Annotated in this window: 13 protein-coding genes and 1 pseudogene; 9 read left to right on the top strand and 5 right to left on the bottom strand. The window is 67.5% G+C overall.

The genetic code is table 11. From position 1 onward, the window contains the following. Window positions 1-42: 42 nt before the first annotated feature. Window positions 43-1416: a wax ester/triacylglycerol synthase family O-acyltransferase gene (locus tag AC5Y36_RS18880; protein ID WP_500042461.1), complete on the bottom strand. Its 1374-nt coding sequence runs from the start codon at window positions 1414-1416 to the stop codon at window positions 43-45. A gap of 179 nt (window positions 1417-1595) precedes the next feature. On the opposite strand from AC5Y36_RS18880, the gene AC5Y36_RS18875 reads away from it, so the two are divergent. Beyond that, on the top strand, window positions 1596-2582 hold the full coding sequence (locus tag AC5Y36_RS18875) for an Acg family FMN-binding oxidoreductase (RefSeq protein ID WP_500042460.1): 987 nt from the start codon (window positions 1596-1598) through the stop codon (window positions 2580-2582). A gap of 20 nt (window positions 2583-2602) precedes the next feature. Here the strand turns inward: AC5Y36_RS18875 and AC5Y36_RS18870 are convergent, their stop codons facing one another. The 3 genes from AC5Y36_RS18870 to AC5Y36_RS18860 are packed head-to-tail and all read right to left on the bottom strand — an operon-like array spanning window position 2603 to window position 5720. After that, the gene (locus AC5Y36_RS18870; protein ID WP_500042459.1) at window positions 2603-4306 is read right to left on the bottom strand and encodes a sensor histidine kinase; all 1704 of its coding nucleotides are present in this window, start codon (window positions 4304-4306) and stop codon (window positions 2603-2605) included. Beyond that, window positions 4296-4940 carry a hypoxia response regulator transcription factor DosR/DevR gene (gene dosR / locus AC5Y36_RS18865; RefSeq protein ID WP_500042458.1) on the bottom strand — a complete coding sequence of 215 codons (645 nt, stop codon included), beginning with the start codon at window positions 4938-4940 and terminating at the stop codon, window positions 4296-4298. The genes AC5Y36_RS18870 and dosR overlap by 11 nt, the downstream gene beginning before the upstream one ends. Before the next feature lie 9 nt (window positions 4941-4949). Then, window positions 4950-5720 carry a universal stress protein gene (locus AC5Y36_RS18860; protein WP_500042457.1) on the bottom strand — a complete coding sequence of 257 codons (771 nt, stop codon included), beginning with the start codon at window positions 5718-5720 and terminating at the stop codon, window positions 4950-4952. A gap of 298 nt (window positions 5721-6018) precedes the next feature. Between AC5Y36_RS18860 and AC5Y36_RS18855 the strand changes: the two genes are divergently transcribed. The 4 genes and pseudogenes from AC5Y36_RS18855 to AC5Y36_RS18840 form a co-directional block, all read left to right on the top strand. Next, window positions 6019-8277: a nitric-oxide reductase large subunit gene (locus AC5Y36_RS18855; RefSeq protein ID WP_500042473.1), complete on the top strand. Its 2259-nt coding sequence runs from the start codon at window positions 6019-6021 to the stop codon at window positions 8275-8277. 4 nt (window positions 8278-8281) lie between these two features. Further along, the gene (locus AC5Y36_RS18850) at window positions 8282-8914 is read left to right on the top strand and encodes a hypothetical protein (protein WP_500042456.1); all 633 of its coding nucleotides are present in this window, start codon (window positions 8282-8284) and stop codon (window positions 8912-8914) included. A gap of 2 nt (window positions 8915-8916) precedes the next feature. After that, window positions 8917-9681, top strand: coding sequence for a slipin family protein (locus tag AC5Y36_RS18845; RefSeq protein ID WP_500042455.1), 765 nt, complete (start codon window positions 8917-8919; stop codon window positions 9679-9681). Window positions 9682-9746: 65 nt separating this feature from the next. Continuing rightward, window positions 9747-9872 (top strand): annotated as a pseudogene (locus tag AC5Y36_RS18840) (DUF1942 domain-containing protein); the annotation flags it as partial. Window positions 9873-9882: 10 nt separating this feature from the next. Here the strand turns inward: AC5Y36_RS18840 and AC5Y36_RS18835 are convergent. Further along, entirely contained in the window at window positions 9883-10407 is a 525-nt protein-coding gene (locus AC5Y36_RS18835) for an amino-acid N-acetyltransferase (protein ID WP_500042454.1), read from the bottom strand. 55 nt (window positions 10408-10462) lie between these two features. On the opposite strand from AC5Y36_RS18835, the gene pgsA reads away from it, so the two are divergent. The 4 genes from pgsA to pspM all read left to right on the top strand — a co-directional run bounded on the left by pgsA (window position 10463) and on the right by pspM (window position 13266). Then, window positions 10463-11059 carry a CDP-diacylglycerol--glycerol-3-phosphate 3-phosphatidyltransferase gene (gene pgsA / locus AC5Y36_RS18830; RefSeq protein ID WP_500042453.1) on the top strand — a complete coding sequence of 199 codons (597 nt, stop codon included), beginning with the start codon at window positions 10463-10465 and terminating at the stop codon, window positions 11057-11059. A 104-nt stretch (window positions 11060-11163) separates the two neighbouring features. Then, window positions 11164-11487 (top strand): transcriptional regulator ClgR, encoded by a 324-nt coding sequence (gene clgR, locus AC5Y36_RS18825; protein WP_500042452.1) that lies wholly within the window; start codon window positions 11164-11166, stop codon window positions 11485-11487. A 114-nt stretch (window positions 11488-11601) separates the two neighbouring features. Continuing rightward, entirely contained in the window at window positions 11602-12417 is an 816-nt protein-coding gene (gene pspA / locus AC5Y36_RS18820; protein ID WP_500042451.1) for a phage shock protein PspA, read from the top strand. A 15-nt stretch (window positions 12418-12432) separates the two neighbouring features. After that, on the top strand, window positions 12433-13266 hold the full coding sequence (pspM, locus tag AC5Y36_RS18815; protein ID WP_500042472.1) for a phage shock envelope stress response protein PspM: 834 nt from the start codon (window positions 12433-12435) through the stop codon (window positions 13264-13266). The last annotated feature ends 8 nt before the right edge of the window (window positions 13267-13274 follow it).

The raw sequence follows: 13274 nt of genomic DNA, 5'->3' as shown, positions 1-13274 counted from the left end.
GCGGATTTTTCGGTCCTCGTACACGCTCGGTGCACAGAAGCGTTACGCGCTGACCACCAGGGTCAACCCGTGCCGGTCGCGCAGCGGCTTGCGCCGCTTGCTGCGGGACACCAGCCGGGCCACCGCGTTCTCCACCCCGCGGGCCAGGTCGTCGATGCCGGTGATCTCGAAGTCGGCCAGGATACCGATGAACAGGTCCCCGGCGTAGCTGAGGATCGCCACTCCGGTGCGCAGCTGCATCGCGATCGGCGGCACCGGCAGAACTTGAACCACGTTGCAGCCCATGATCTGCAACGGCTGTACCGGTCCGGGAACGTTGGTGGCCAACGCCACGACGCCGCGCTGGGGCAGGCGGGTGAGCAACCGCATCGCCCATGCCGACACCGCGAACGGCATCAGGCCGGCCGCCGACACCACCGCGCTTCCGGCATGCCGCTGCCCGCCGGCCTTGGTGTGTGAGAGCCGGGAACGAACGGTCAGCAGGCGCCGCACCGGGTTCTCTTCCTCGACCGGAAGCCGCGGCAGCATCAGCGATACCCGGTTGTCGGTCGCGTCCATCGCGTCGGCGGACCGTGTCGACACCGGCACCAGGGTGCGCAGCGAGTCCGGCAGCGGCTCTTCGCCGCGGCCGATCATGAAGTCCCGGTAACTCTCGGTCAGTGCGGCCAGCGCGACGTCGTTGACGGTCACGCCGAACACCTTGCATACCTGCCTGACGTCGTCCAGCGATACCCGCGCGGCGCTGTAGCGTCGCCGGCTGGTGATCGGGCCGTTGAGCGACGACGTGGTCGGGTGCAGCAGGCCGGTCGCGATGTCGAGGGCGCCGCGCAGGTCGCGCATCCAGTGCACCGGGTTGAGGTCCAGCAGCGCCAGCCCGCGAGCCGGCTGCGCGGCGTCGGGCGCCGGTTTGATAGCGCGAGCCACGCTGCGGTCGACGCCGGACGTGAAGCCACCGTCGGACAGGCCGGTCAGCATGTGTGCCGTTGCGATGCCGTCGGCGATGCAGTGATGGACCTTCATCAGCAGCGCCCACCGGTCATCACGCAGTCCGCCGATCACCCAGATCTCCCACAGCGGACGGTTGCGGTCCAGCCGCCAGGACATCACATCGGCGACCACCCCGTGCAGTTCGGCGTCGCCGCCCGGGGCGGGTACGGCGATGCGTCCCACGTGGTTGGCGATGTCGAAGTGGGCGTCGTCCACCCATTCAGGCGCGCCCAGATCGAAGGGGTGGCGCACCAGCCGCTGCGCGAACCTCGGGCACACCCCGATGCGCTCGGCCAGCGTCGCCTGCACCGAAGCATGTGCGGGCATGGGCCCCTCCAGCACCGCCAGCGCGCCGATGGCCATGCTGACGTTGTGATCGGAATCCTCGGCGCCCAAAAAGCCCGCGTCCAGAGTTTTCAGGTGTTCCATGGCGACGACCTCCTCGAACTCCTCGGATAGGCGTGCACTATCTAGCGTCGCGCCGAACCGGGTGTCACCGACAGGGCCAGAAGTCCTATCACGGTGGGGCTGTCCTGCCCTGTCCTGGCCGGGGCAACGGCGCCATGGTGGAAGTATCCGCCCGGCGACGTGAGAAAGGCGGTGCAGCGATGAAGCTTCACTTCCCCGACACCGACACGCTCCGAACCGTCCTCATGTTGGCTACTCGGGCGCCGTCGATACACAACTCGCAACCCTGGCGCTGGCAGGTCGGCGACAACCTGCTGCGCCTGTATGTCGACACTACTCGGCAGTTGCCCGCGGCCGACCCCGACGGTCGGGACCTGGTGCTGAGTTGCGGTGCAGCGCTGAACCATTGCGTGATAGCGCTGACGGCGCTGGGTTGGCGAATGGTGGTGCATCGCCTGCCTGAGCCGGCTGAGCCCGATCTGCTGGCGACCATCGAGATCGAGCCCGGCGAGCGCCCCCACGACGTCGATGTGATGTTGGCGGCGGCGATCACCCGGCGCCGTACCGATCGCCGGCGCTACGACGCGCGGGTCGTTCCCGACAGCGACATCGCGCTGATGGGTGCGCGGGCCGCGCGGTTGGGCGTGATGCTGCGGCGGTTCGACGCGCTCGACACGCTGGCCGCGATCGTCGCGCAGGCGGTGGCGCGGCATGCCGCGGACCGGGATTACCTCGCCGAGCTCACCGCATGGAGTGGTCGGTACGGCTCGGTTGCCGGGGTGCCGGCCCGCAACACCCCGGCGTCCGGCGCCGGAGCTCCGTTTGCCGGGCGGGTGTTCGCCGGCGCGGGCCTGGCGCAGCCGCCGGGCGGGGAACCCGACAATGCGGTGCTGCTGGCGCTGGGCACCGCGGTGGACGACCGGCTGGCCCGGCTGCGTGCGGGGGAGGCCAGTAGCGCGGTGCTGCTGACCGCGGCGGCATTGGGACTGGCCGGCTGCCCGGTCACCGAACCTCTGGAGATCGACGACACCCGCGCCGCGGTCCGCGCAGACGTATTCGGGGCCAGCGGACATCCCCAGATGCTACTTCGGATCGGTTGGGCGCCAACCGATGCCGAGCCGCTGCCCGCGACACCGCGCCGCGCCCTCAACGACGTGGTGCAGTGGCCGGCACTACTGCCTACCTGAGCGCGAACCGCGACGCAGCGTCAACCCAGCGGCGCCGACCACCGCAGCACGGTCCCCCCGCCGGGTGCGGGTTCGACCGCGAAGGTGCCCCCGGCCTGCTGGGCGCGCCGGGCCAGGTTGGTCAGGCCGCTGCCGGTGACGTGTTCGGGCATGCCGCGACCGTTGTCGATCACCTCGATGGACAGCTCGTCTTCCACCTTGATGTGTACGCCCAGTGTGCTGGCCTGGGCATGTCGCACGGCATTGCTGACCGCTTCGGTGACAACAGCCTCCGCGTGGTCGGCCAGGGCGGCATCAACCACCGACAGCGGGCCGACGAATTGGACGGTGGTGCGCAGCCCGGAGTCGGCGAACTGGGTTATGACACTGTCGATTCGCTGCCGAAGCCGGGTGATGCCCGACGAGGCGCCATGCAGGTCGAAGATGGTGGTGCGGATCTCGCCGATGACGGCCTGCAGATCGTCGACGGCATCGGCGAGCCGCTGTCGCACCTCTGCGACGCGGGCACGCGGGACGGCGCCCTGCAGCGAGAGGCCCACGGCGAACAGTCGCTGGATCACATGGTCGTGCAGGTCGCGGGCGATCCGATCCCGGTCGGTGAGCACATCGAGTTCACGCATCCGGTGCTGCGCGGTCGCCAGCTGCCATGCCAAGGCCGCCTGGTCGGCGAACGCGGCCATCATCTCCAGTTGTTCGTCGCTGAACGGCACCGAGCCGGCTTCGCGCCACACCACGAGGACACCGGCGACGGTGTCGGTGGTGCGCAGCGGCAGCACCAGCGCCGGGCCGGTGTTTCCGACGCCGGCGACTTCGAACGCGTCCACCCGGCGCGGGGTGCGGCCGGTGAACGCCTCCCCGGCGGCGGCATCGGTGACCGGGATGTTCTGACCGTTGCCGGAAGCCGCTGCGTCGCCGACGGTTTCGATCACCAACAGCTGGGTCACGTCGGCGGCCGGGGTTTCCTCGTCGACGGGAACGGCGACCAGTGCCGCCGCCGCGCCGGTGAGTTTGCGGGCTTGTTCGGCGACCAGCCGGAATACCGTGGCCGGCTCGGCGCCCGACAACAGTTCGGTGGCGATGTCGCGGGTTGATTCGATCCAGGACTGGCGTGCTTTGGCCTGTTCGTAGAGCCGGGCGTTGGCGATGGCGATCCCGGCGGCCACCGCCAGCGCCTGCACCAGGACCTCGTCGTCCTCGGTGAACGGGCGTCCGTCCGCCTTCTCGGTCAGGTAGAGGTTGCCGAAAACCTCGTCGCGGATGCCGACCGGCACCCCGAGAAAGGTCCGCATCACGGGGTGGTTGGGCGGGAACCCGACCGAGGCCGGATGTTCGGCGATGTTGTCCAGCCGTAACGGCTTCGGTTCATCGATCAGCAAGCCCACCACGCCGCGGCCCTGCGGCAACGGGCCGATGCGCTGGAACATCTCGTCGTCGATTCCCTCGTAGACGAACTCCAGCATCCGATTTTCCTGATCGTGCACCTCGAGCGCCCCGTAGCGGGCCTCCACCAGATCGGTCGCGGTGTGCACGATCGACCGCAGGGTGGCAGCCAGGTCCAGGCCGGAGGTGACCACCAGCATCGCCTCCAGCAAACCGTCGAGGCGGTCGCGGCCCTCGACGATCTGCTCGACCCGGTCTTGGACCCCGACCAGCAGTTCCCGCAACCGCAGCTGGGACAGGGTGTCGCGCAGCGGACGCAGATCCTCGGGCGGGTTACTGGCCATGGCCGGGCCGCTGCAGCTTGGTCGCGAACACCGCGGCCTGGGTGCGGCGCTCCATCCCGAGTTTGGCCAGCAGCCGCGACACGTAGTTCTTCACCGTCTTTTCGGCCAGAAACATCCGGTCGGCGATCTGCTTGTTGGTCAGTCCCTCGGCCAGCAGACCCAGCAGGATGCGCTCCTGGTCGGTGAGCCCGGACAGCGGATCGGGCTGCTCACCCGCCCCCCGCAGCTTGGACATCAAGGCGGCGGCAGCACGATTGTCCAGCAGGGAGCGTCCGGCCCCGACCTCCTTGACGGCCCGGGCCAGCTCCATGCCCTTGATGTCCTTGACCACGTAGCCGCTGGCACCCGCCAGGATCGCGTCCAGCATCGCCTCGTCGGAGGTGAACGACGTCAGCATCAGACAGCGCAGATCCGGCATCGTCGAGAGCAGTTCCCGACACAGCTCGATCCCGTTACCGTCGGGCAATCGGACGTCAAGAACCGCGACGTCCGGCCGGATGGCGGGAATGCGGGCCATCGCTTCGGCCACCGAGCCGGCCTCCCCGACGACGTCGAGGTCGGCGTCCGCGCCGAGCAGATCGATCAGGCCGCGACGAACCACCTCGTGATCGTCGACCAGAAACACCCTAATCACACTGGCAGCCTATAAGTGATGGGTACGGACCGTCAGCACCGAATGGCCCGGTCGTACCGGTCCCGCAACGGTGGTGACGACGAGTTGGACGGAGTCGGTGTGCGCGGCCAGATAGGCCGGAACGGTGCCATGCGCCGCGACGGTCTGCACCTGGACGTCCGGGTAGCGCCGAAGCCAGCCGGCCAGCCGGCGGGACAACTGGGCGTGCGCCGGGCAGCACTCGTCGCCGCGCGAATCGCGCACCTCGGCCCGGCACGAGGTGACCACCTGCAGCGGCGCCTCGCGCAACCGCGCTTCCTCGAACGCGCAGTCGAGCACCGCGTCGGGCTCAGGGGAGCGGGCGTCGGCCACGATGCTGCCGGCCTCTCCGCTGAGCGGGCTGGGGGAGTGGCGCACCACCGCGACCGGGCAGTACGCGGCGCCGGCCAGGGCGGTGGCGACCGTGCCACCGCGCTGCCGAGCGTGCTCGGAGCCCAGCGAGCCGACACAGACCAGCGCGGCCGACCTGGATAGCCGGCGCAGTTCGGTCAGCGCGACGCCGTGGGCGACCTCGGTCTCGATCTTGACCGGTTCACCGGTGGATTCGACCACGCGTTGAGCGTCCGACAGGGCGGCGCGGGCGGCGGCGGGTCGCGAGTCGGCCGGGTCGACGACACAGACCAACCGCAGCGGGATGTCTCGGCTGATCGCCTCGTCGATCGCCCATACGGCTGCGTCGCGGGCAGCGGGCGATCCGTCGATGCCGACAACGACGGACGGTGCTGAATCGGTGGCATGCATGGCGGGCTCCCTTGCTCCGGCTGACCTCGACGTTAGTGCGCCACAACGCCGTTCCCCAGGGACGTTTGGTACCCGGGCCAGTGCCATTGGTCCTCAAAGGAAGTCCTTTCGTCCCTTGGGCCGAGGTCGTCGAACCTGGCATAACCAGATGTTGGTTCGGCATGGCCACAGGATTGGCTGCGCCTCCGGCCTGCCGAGTGTCAGAATCGGCAGGTTGGTCCCGGGGACGAGAGAAGGGTTATCTTCAATGGCAACCGAGGCAATACCGTCGCCTCCCGAGCAGGACACGTCACGACCCATGGTCGGCAAGGGCTGGGTGCAAGGTGTGGCCCTGGTGATGATTTTCGGATTCACCGTGATGGGCATCCTCGCCTTCCGCACCTACGCCGCGTCGATGCCGATGCCCCAGAAGGTTGTCAGCGAATCCGGTCAGGTGCTGTTCACCGAAGCTCAGATCACCCGAGGTCAGGAGCTGTATCAGGCACGTGGCCTGCAGCAGTACGGGTCGGTGCTCGGTCACGGTGCCTACCTGGGCCCCGATTACACCGCGGAGTACCTGCGGTTGGCGACCGACAACGTGACTGACCAGTTCCGGACGCGCGGCGCGGCGGATGTGCACGACCAGGTGGTCACCGAGTTCCGGACCAACCGGTACGACCCGAACACCAAGACGCTGGTTTTCACCACCGCGCAGACGAAAGCCTTCGAAGACATCGAGAAGTACTACGCCGACTACTTCGGCGAGGACTCCACCAAGTACGGGTTGCTGCCCAAGATGATCACCGATCCATCCGAAATCCATGACCTGACCGCGTTTTTCGCTTGGACGGCGTGGGCGTCGGCGGCAGAGCGGCCAGGACACAGCTACAGCTACACCAACAACTGGCCATCGGAGAAGCGGGTCGACAACGGTCCGACCGCGCAGCTGGTGGTGTGGTCGGTGCTGTCGCTGGTCGTGCTGCTGGGCGGGACCGGGGTGATGTTCGCCGTCTACGGCCGCTGGAGCCAGAAGGTCGGGTGGCACGGCAGCGAATCCACGGCGTTGTCGTTCCGCCAGCCCGGTGATGTGACGCTGACTCGCTCACAACGCGCCGCGATCTGGATCTTCGCTGTGGTTTCGGTGCTTTTCCTGGTCCAGACCCTGATGGGCGGGGCCGTCGAGCACTACCGTGCCGACCTGTCCGCCTTCTACGGCATCGACCTGGCCCGGGTGCTGCCCTACAACCTGGCCCGCACCTGGCATCTGCAGTTGTCCCTGTTCTGGACTGCAGCAGCATTTTTGGCAGGTGGCATCTTCCTGGTGCCGTTCATCACCCGACGCGAACCACGTCGGCAACACTGGCTGGTTTACGGGCTGCTGGGCGCATTGGTGCTGGTGGTCGGCGGTTCACTGATCTCCGAGGCGCTGTCCATCTACGGCGTGATTCCCGAAGGCACACTGCTGTCGCAGCAGTGGGAGTTCCTCGACCTGCCGCGGTTGTGGCAGATCCTGCTGATCGTCGGCCTGTTCCTGTGGATCGCGATCATCTACCGCGGGCTGCGGGGCAAGCTGCGCACCGAGTCCAAGACCAACCTGCCCTGGCTGTTCTTCTTCACCGGGCTGGCGATCCCCGCGTTCTACGCCGTCGGTCTGCTGGCCGGTACCGACACCCACTTCTCGGTCGCCGACTTCTGGCGGTTCTGGGTGGTGCACCTGTGGGTCGAGGACTTCCTGGAGCTGTTCACCACGGTGATGGTTGCCTACATCTTCGTGCTGCTGGGCGTGGTGCGCCCGCGCGTCGCGCTCGGCGTGATCTTCCTGGACATCATCCTGTACTCGGCCGGCGGAGTCATCGGCACCATGCATCACCTGTACTTCTCCGGCACGCCGGTCGAGCACATGGCGCTGGGCGCATTCTTCTCTGCCGCTGAGGTGATTCCGCTGACGTTCCTGACGGTGGAGGCGTGGGCGTTTCTGCAGTTGGGTTCTCGCCAGCAGAGCAAAGACGAGCCGTTCCCGCACCGCTGGGCGGTGATGTTCCTGGTTGCGGTCGGATTCTGGAACTTCCTGGGCGCCGGTATCTTCGGGTTCCTGATCAACCTGCCGGTGGTGTCCTACTACCAGATCGGCACCGCGTTGACCGCCAACCATGCGCACGGCGCGATGATGGGCGTCTACGGCATGCTGGCGGTCGGACTGGCGATGTTCGCGTTCCGCTATGCCATCCCGTCCAACAAATGGCCGGAGCGGTGGGCGCGAATCTCGTTCTGGTGCATGAACCTCGGGCTGGTGTGGATGGTGTTCGTCACGTTGCTGCCGCTGGGTGTGCTGCAGCTCTACCACTCGGTGAACGACGGCTATTTCGAGGCGCGATCGCTGGGCTACATCACCCGCCCCGGCAACGCGCTGCTGGAATGGCTGCGGCTGCCCGGCGACCTGCTGCTGATCATCGGCGGTGTGCTGCCGTTCGTCTGGATTGCCTGGGTGGCGATCCGTCATCTGCGGTCCGGGCCGGTCAGCGACGAGTTGCCGGAGAACCCGCTGTACACCGAGGTGGCCTTGGCGGAGAAGGGCTGAGACCGTGGATGCACCAGCCGTGGCGGTGTGGCTGGTCGCCGGCTACGCCCTGATCCTGGTCGCGATCGCGTGGAGCTTTGACGTGATGGCCAAACGGGTGTCGCAGCGCGCCGCACGGTGGCGCACGGGGGAGTTCGTCTACCACGCCGACCACGACGCGTGGGTGTGTCCCGAGGATCAGTGGCTGTGGCCGACGTCGTTCGACCCCAAGAACCGGGTGATGCGGTATCGGGGGTCACCGACGGTGTGTAACAGCTGTCCGGTCAAGTCGACCTGCACGGCATCCGACCACGGCCGCGAGATCAGCCGGGAGATCGACCCGTGGCCGCACTCGGAAGCCGGCCGTTTTCACCGCGGAATCGCGTGTTTCGTGGCGGCGCTGGGCGTTTTGATGCCGCTGGTGACGCTGATCGGCAACCACGGTCTGGCCGACGTGCTGGTGTTGGCCACGGTGGCCGCGATCGCGGTGCTGCTGGGGCTGCCGCTGGCACGGCATCTGTGGAACACTCCGTCAGGCGCGCCCGACCAGCTGCCACACCGGTCTGGCCTGGAGGACCAGGTGGCCGCCGCGATCGATCGGTATTCGACGCGGTGGGGCTGGTCTGAGAAGGAGAAGACAGGGGAGCCGACGAGATGACGATGGGAACTTCCGTGTTTCTGGCGGTGGTGGCGGTCGCGGCACTGGTCGTGCTGGCCTTCTTCTCGCTGGTGGTGCTGCGCGAGTACGAACGTGGAGTGGTGTTCCGGATGGGACATGCCCGCCCGCTGTACCAACCCGGACTGCGCTTTCTGATCCCGTTGGTGGACAAGATTATTCGGGTGGATCAGCGGGTCGTGACGCTGACCATCCCACCGCAGGAGGTGATCACCCGGGACAACGTGCCGGCCCGGGTCAATGCGGTGGTGATGTTTCAGGTGACCGACCCGCTGAAGGCGATCCTGGAGGTGGAGAACTACGCGGTGGCCACCTCGCAGATCGCCCAGACGACGCTGCGGTCATTGCTGGGCCGGGCCGATCTGGACACGCTGCTGGCGCACCGCGAGGACCTCAACAGCGACCTGCGCACCATCATCGAGAAGCAGACCGAACCGTGGGGTATCCGGGTGCGGGTGGTGGAGATCAAGGACGTGGAGATCCCGGAATCGATGCAACGCGCGATGGCTCGCGAGGCCGAAGCCGAACGGGAACGACGCGCCAAGGTCATCAATGCGCGCGGCGAATTGCAGGCGTCCGAGGAATTGAGCCAGGCCGCCGAAACCTTGTCGCGCAACCCGGCGTCGCTGCAGTTGCGATATCTGCAGACCCTGCTCGAACTCGGCGCCGACCAGAACTCCACGGTGGTGTTCCCGTTGCCGGTCGACATTCTCACGCCGTTTCTGTCGGCGCTTCCGTCCGCGAAATAGCGACGGCTTTTTCCCGCAGAAACGTGCCCTGCCGGCATCCGCGCGCAACACTGGAAATAGCGCGTCGCGGCGCCACGCTCCCGCAAGGCGAGCAGGCGCGCGGAAAAATCTATTTCGATGTCACCGGTCCCTCGCCCACCATCGTTGCGATGAACAACGGCATGGAGGATCTGCTCGTCTGGACGTCGTGAACCCGGTGGGTTACAGAACAAGCAGCATGCGGGTATTGCCCAGGGTGTTCGGTTTGACGTAACTCAGGTCGAGGAATTCGGCGACGCCGATATCGTAGGACCGGCGCATCTCGTCGAATACCTCGGCGCTGACCGGGGTGCCCTCGATCTCGGTGAAGCCGTGCCGGGCGAAGAACTCGGTTTCGAACGTCAGCACAAACAGGCGTTGCAACTGCAGTTCGCGGGCCACCTTCAGCAGCTGGTCGACGATCGCGTGCCCGACACCGCGCCCGGTCATCCCCGGGGTGACCGCGATGGTGCGCACCTCCCCGAGGTCCGCCCACAACACGTGCAGCGCCCCGCAGCCGGTGATGTCGCCCTCGCGGTCGGGGTGCTCGGCGACCCAGAACTCCTGAACCGCCTCATAGAGGGTGACGAGATCCTTCTCCAGCAGGATTTTTCCGGCATAGGCATCGACCAGCCGTTTGATCGCCGGGACGTCCGAAGTCCGGGCGCGGCGCACCTTCGGTCGGGGTGCACCGGCGGCTGCGTCCACCGGTGCAGAGTATCGGCTTCCCAGTGCGGAATGAACTACCGATATCCTGTTTGCCGTGTCGTGGCAGCCGCAAGCTGATGAGACGGTGGCGCGCGTGCCGGTGGCAAACCTCGCCAACCTGCTCACCGGCCTACGTTTGGTGTTGGTCCCGATTTTCCTGCTTGTGCTGTTCGTCGGCGACGGCCACGAAACCGCGAGCCGCATCGGTGCCTTCGTCATCTTCGCCGCCGCCGTCATCACCGACCGGTTCGACGGCGCGTTGGCCCGCAACTACGGGATGGTGACCGAGTTCGGGGCACTGGCCGATCCGATCGCGGACAAGATGCTGATCGGCGCGGCGCTGATCGGGCTGTCGATGTTGGGCGATCTGCCGTGGTGGCTGACGGTGCTGATCCTGGCGCGCGAGGTGGGAATCACCGTGCTGCGGTTCGCGGTGCTGCGTCGCGGAGTCATCCCAGCCAGCCGCGGCGGCAAACTCAAGACCTTGGTTCAGGCGGTGGCGATCGGGTTGTTCGTGCTGCCGCTGAGCGGGCCCTGGCTGACCACGGCGTGGGTGGTGATGATCGCGGCCGTCGTGTTGACGGTGGTGACCGGTGTGGACTACATCGTGTCCGCGGCCCGGGATGTTCGCGGCCGTCCCGTCGCGGGGTGACGCTGGGAGGTTCGGTCGGCGGGAACCCTGGGGCCATCGGCGGCGTTGCACACCTAGTAGGGCAGTCCGCGACCGAGGTGTATCGACGAGGTAGGGAGACCACGATGACGGCATTGTTGCGCGAGGTGGTTGGCGACGTGCTGCGTCGCGCCCGGACGTCGCAGGGCCGCACGCTGCGGGAAGTCTCCGATTCGGCGCGGGTGAGCCTGGGCTATCTGTCCGAGGTGGAACGCGGCCGCAAGGAGGCGTCCAGCGAGCTGCTCAGCGCCATCTGCGGTGCGCTCGACGTGCCGTTGTCGACAGTGCTGTTCGATGCGGGCCAGGCCATGGCGCGCACCGAACCCGCGCCCAGCGTGCCCAGCGCAGCCCACATCGACGCCAGCACCAAGGTTGTCATCCCGCCGACGGTCTCGCTGGCCGTGGCGTGATCTGACGGCACCGCCGACCGTCCTGATTCCCGCGCCCGGCTTCTCGCTGGTGGACGTGTGTAACAGGTAAGTTGGGCAGCAGTCAGGCACTCAACTACAAGGTGGAGCTCATCCATGGCCAACCCGTTCGTCAAAGCGTGGAAATACGTGATGGCGCTGTTCAACGCGAGAATCGACGAGCATGCCGACCCCAAGGTGCAGATCCAGCAGGCCATCGAGGAAGCGCAACGCCAGCATCAGGCACTGACCCAGCAAGCCGCTCAGGTGATCGGCAACCAGCGTCAGCTGGAGATGCGGCTCAACCGGCAGCTGGCCGACGTGGAGAAGCTGCAGGTCAATGTGCGCCAAGCGCTGACCTTGGCCGACCAGGCGACGGCGTCCGGGGACAGCGCCAAAGCCACCGAGTACACCAACGCCGCTGAGGCGTTCGCCGCCCAACTGGTGACCGCCGAGCAGAGCGTCGAGGACCTCAAGACGTTGCATGATCAGGCACTGTCGGCGGCCGGCCAGGCCAAGAGGGCCGTGGAGCAGAACGCCATGGTGCTGCAGCAGAAGATCGCGGAGCGCACCAAACTGCTCAGCCAGCTCGAACAGGCCAAGATGCAGGAGCAGGTCAGCAAATCGCTGCAGTCGATGAGCGAACTCGCCGCGCCGGGAAACACCCCCAACCTCGACGAAGTGCGCGACAAGATCGAGCGACGCTATGCCAACGCGATCGGCGCCACCGAACTGGCGCAGGGCTCGGTGCAGGGCCGCATGCTCGAGGTCGAGCAGGCCAGCGTGCAGATGGCCGGTCACTCGCGCCTGGAGCAGATCCGCGCATCGATGCGGGGCGAGGCGTTGCCGGCCGGCGGGGCCGCGGCCCCGGGGACCCCGGCGACGCCCCAGTCGAGTGCCCAGCCCGCTCCTGAACGGCCGCTAGGTCAGTAGCGGCGGCGGGTGGCCCTGGAGATGGCGGCGGGACAGCGGGTAACGCACAGCGAGCAGGGACGCTCGGCGCTGCGGCGTGGCATCGACTTCGTGTACCGGGTAGCAGACGGGGTGGCGCAGAAGGTCGGTGCCGCACTGGAACCGCGCGCCCGGATGCTGCGGCAACGACGGCGCGCGCTGCGCTGGGGGCTGATCTTCGGCGCCGGGTGCGTGTTCTGGGTACTGGCGACCGCGCTGCTGGCGGCGTGGAGCACCCCGGTGTGGGTGCTGTTGACCACCGGCCTGCTTGCGGCGTGGGCGGCGATTCCAGCGACCCTGCTGCTGCTGCGTTACCGCTGGCTGCGGTCGCTGCCGCTGCCGGTGCAGCGGCCGGCGAGCACTCGGCGGCTGCCACCGCCCGGATCGGCGGCGCGGCCTGCGATGTGGGCGCTGGGCGCCTCCGAACGCGGGCTGTTTTCGCTGCTGGGCGTGATGGAGCGGGGCAACATGCTGCCCGCCGAGGAGATTCGTGAGCTGACCGCCGCGGCCAACGGGACCGCGGCGACCATGGCGGCCACCGCCGCCGAGGTGGTGTCGATGGAGCAGACGATCGCCGCGACCGCCGGATCCCAGTCGTATCTGGCGCCGACCATCAACGCATTCACTGCGCAGCTGAGTGGTGGCGTCCGCCAGTACAACGAAATGGTGACCGCCGCTGCACAATTGGTGGCAGCCGCCAACGCCAGTGCGGCGACGCACTCGCCGATGTCGCAGCAGCGTTACCGAGAAGAATTGGTTGGCGCGACCGATCGCCTGCTCGGATGGGCACAGGCCTTCGACGAACTCGGCCAACTGCCCAGGACGGGCTGATCGGTCGG

Source organism: Mycobacterium sp. NGS50, from assembly GCF_059812545.1.
Note: the sequence above shows the minus strand (reverse complement) of the source record. Positions and strands in the feature narration are given on the sequence as shown.

Bases quoted from the DNA above. Each gene is read 5' to 3' on its own strand.
- AC5Y36_RS18880 (WP_500042461.1), bottom strand. From the start codon at position 1,416: ATGGAACACCTGAAAACTCTGGACGCGGGCTTTTTGGGCGCCGAGGAT.
- AC5Y36_RS18875 (WP_500042460.1), top strand. From the start codon at position 1,596: ATGAAGCTTCACTTCCCCGACACCGACACGCTCCGAACCGTCCTCATG.
- AC5Y36_RS18860 (WP_500042457.1), bottom strand. From the start codon at position 5,720: ATGCATGCCACCGATTCAGCACCGTCCGTCGTTGTCGGCATCGACGGA.
- AC5Y36_RS18855 (WP_500042473.1), top strand. From the start codon at position 6,019: ATGGTCGGCAAGGGCTGGGTGCAAGGTGTGGCCCTGGTGATGATTTTC.
- clgR (WP_500042452.1), top strand. From the start codon at position 11,164: ATGACGGCATTGTTGCGCGAGGTGGTTGGCGACGTGCTGCGTCGCGCC.
- AC5Y36_RS18845 (WP_500042455.1), top strand. From the start codon at position 8,917: ATGGGAACTTCCGTGTTTCTGGCGGTGGTGGCGGTCGCGGCACTGGTC.
- pspA (WP_500042451.1), top strand. From the start codon at position 11,602: ATGGCCAACCCGTTCGTCAAAGCGTGGAAATACGTGATGGCGCTGTTC.
- AC5Y36_RS18870 (WP_500042459.1), bottom strand. From the start codon at position 4,306: ATGGCCAGTAACCCGCCCGAGGATCTGCGTCCGCTGCGCGACACCCTG.